General features: G+C 53.3%; 2 rRNA genes. Both read right to left on the bottom strand.

Annotated elements, in window-relative coordinates:
* Positions 1-114, bottom strand: a 5S ribosomal RNA gene (rrf, locus tag ABZJ92_RS20625); the annotation flags it as partial.
* Between the two features lie 95 nt (positions 115-209).
* A 23S ribosomal RNA gene (locus ABZJ92_RS20620) occupies positions 210-3,113 on the bottom strand.
* Positions 3,114-3,138 lie beyond the last annotated feature (25 nt).

The following is a 3,138-nucleotide window of genomic DNA, read 5'->3' as shown; positions in this document are numbered from 1 at the left end:
CTGGCAGTTCCCTACTCTCGCATGGGGAGACCCCACACTACCATCGGCGCTACGGCGTTTCACTTCTGAGTTCGGCATGGGGTCAGGTGGGACCACCGCGCTACGGCCGCCAGGCTAATTCTGTTTTATCAGACCGCTTCTGCGTTCTGATTTAATCTGTATCAGGCTGAAAATCTTCTCTCAATCCGCCAAAACATCTTCGGCGTTGTAAGGTTAAGCCTCACGGTTCATTAGTACCGGTTAGCTCAACGCATCGCTGCGCTTACACACCCGGCCTATCAACGTCGTCGTCTTCAACGTTCCTTCAGGACCCTTAAAGGGTCAGGGAGAACTCATCTCGGGGCAAGTTTCGTGCTTAGATGCTTTCAGCACTTATCTCTTCCGCATTTAGCTACCGGGCAGTGCCATTGGCATGACAACCCGAACACCAGTGATGCGTCCACTCCGGTCCTCTCGTACTAGGAGCAGCCCCCCTCAGTTCTCCAGCGCCCACGGCAGATAGGGACCGAACTGTCTCACGACGTTCTAAACCCAGCTCGCGTACCACTTTAAATGGCGAACAGCCATACCCTTGGGACCTACTTCAGCCCCAGGATGTGATGAGCCGACATCGAGGTGCCAAACACCGCCGTCGATATGAACTCTTGGGCGGTATCAGCCTGTTATCCCCGGAGTACCTTTTATCCGTTGAGCGATGGCCCTTCCATTCAGAACCACCGGATCACTATGACCTGCTTTCGCACCTGCTCGCGCCGTCACGCTCGCAGTCAAGCTGGCTTATGCCATTGCACTAACCTCCTGATGTCCGACCAGGATTAGCCAACCTTCGTGCTCCTCCGTTACTCTTTAGGAGGAGACCGCCCCAGTCAAACTACCCACCAGACACTGTCCGCAACCCGGATCACGGGTCCACGTTAGAACATCAAACATTAAAGGGTGGTATTTCAAGGTCGGCTCCATGCAGACTGGCGTCCACACTTCAAAGCCTCCCACCTATCCTACACATCAAGGCTCAATGTTCAGTGTCAAGCTATAGTAAAGGTTCACGGGGTCTTTCCGTCTTGCCGCGGGTACACTGCATCTTCACAGCGAGTTCAATTTCACTGAGTCTCGGGTGGAGACAGCCTGGCCATCATTACGCCATTCGTGCAGGTCGGAACTTACCCGACAAGGAATTTCGCTACCTTAGGACCGTTATAGTTACGGCCGCCGTTTACCGGGGCTTCGATCAAGAGCTTCGCTTGCGCTAACCCCATCAATTAACCTTCCGGCACCGGGCAGGCGTCACACCGTATACGTCCACTTTCGTGTTTGCACAGTGCTGTGTTTTTAATAAACAGTTGCAGCCAGCTGGTATCTTCGACTGATTTCAGCTCCACGAGCAAGTCGCTTCACCTACGTATCAGCGTGCCTTCTCCCGAAGTTACGGCACCATTTTGCCTAGTTCCTTCACCCGAGTTCTCTCAAGCGCCTTGGTATTCTCTACCTGACCACCTGTGTCGGTTTGGGGTACGATTTGATGTTACCTGATGCTTAGAGGCTTTTCCTGGAAGCAGGGCATTTGTTGCTTCAGCACCGTAGTGCCTCGTCATCACGCCTCGGCCTTGATTTTCCGGATTTGCCTGGAAAACCAGCCTACACGCTTAAACCGGGACAACCGTCGCCCGGCCAACATAGCCTTCTCCGTCCCCCCTTCGCAGTAACACCAAGTACAGGAATATTAACCTGTTTCCCATCGACTACGCCTTTCGGCCTCGCCTTAGGGGTCGACTCACCCTGCCCCGATTAACGTTGGACAGGAACCCTTGGTCTTCCGGCGAGCGGGCTTTTCACCCGCTTTATCGTTACTTATGTCAGCATTCGCACTTCTGATACCTCCAGCATACCTCACAGCACACCTTCACAGGCTTACAGAACGCTCCCCTACCCAACAACGCATAAGCGTCGCTGCCGCAGCTTCGGTGCATGGTTTAGCCCCGTTACATCTTCCGCGCAGGCCGACTCGACCAGTGAGCTATTACGCTTTCTTTAAATGATGGCTGCTTCTAAGCCAACATCCTGGCTGTCTGGGCCTTCCCACATCGTTTCCCACTTAACCATGACTTTGGGACCTTAGCTGGCGGTCTGGGTTGTTTCCCTCTTCACGACGGACGTTAGCACCCGCCGTGTGTCTCCCGTGATAACATTCTCCGGTATTCGCAGTTTGCATCGGGTTGGTAAGTCGGGATGACCCCCTTGCCGAAACAGTGCTCTACCCCCGGAGATGAATTCACGAGGCGCTACCTAAATAGCTTTCGGGGAGAACCAGCTATCTCCCGGTTTGATTGGCCTTTCACCCCCAGCCACAAGTCATCCGCTAATTTTTCAACATTAGTCGGTTCGGTCCTCCAGTTAGTGTTACCCAACCTTCAACCTGCCCATGGCTAGATCACCGGGTTTCGGGTCTATACCCTGCAACTTAACGCCCAGTTAAGACTCGGTTTCCCTTCGGCTCCCCTATTCGGTTAACCTTGCTACAGAATATAAGTCGCTGACCCATTATACAAAAGGTACGCAGTCACACGCCTAAGCGTGCTCCCACTGCTTGTACGTACACGGTTTCAGGTTCTTTTTCACTCCCCTCGCCGGGGTTCTTTTCGCCTTTCCCTCACGGTACTGGTTCACTATCGGTCAGTCAGGAGTATTTAGCCTTGGAGGATGGTCCCCCCATATTCAGACAGGATACCACGTGTCCCGCCCTACTCATCGAGCTCACAGTATGTGCATTTTTGTGTACGGGGCTGTCACCCTGTATCGCACGCCTTTCCAGACGCTTCCACTAACACACACACTGATTCAGGCTCTGGGCTGCTCCCCGTTCGCTCGCCGCTACTGGGGGAATCTCGGTTGATTTCTTTTCCTCGGGGTACTTAGATGTTTCAGTTCCCCCGGTTCGCCTCATTAACCTATGGATTCAGTTAATGATAGTGTGACGAATCACACTGGGTTTCCCCATTCGGAAATCGCCGGTTATAACGGTTCATATCACCTTACCGACGCTTATCGCAGATTAGCACGTCCTTCATCGCCTCTGACTGCCAGGGCATCCACCGTGTACGCTTAGTCGCTTAACCTCACAACCCGAAGATGTTTCTTTCG

It is taken from the genome of Shigella sp. FJ200513, from assembly GCF_040495915.1.
Lineage (GTDB): Bacteria > Pseudomonadota > Gammaproteobacteria > Enterobacterales > Enterobacteriaceae > ECMA0423.
The sequence above is the reverse complement of the archived record's forward strand: the minus strand, read 5'-3'. Positions and strand labels throughout refer to the sequence as shown.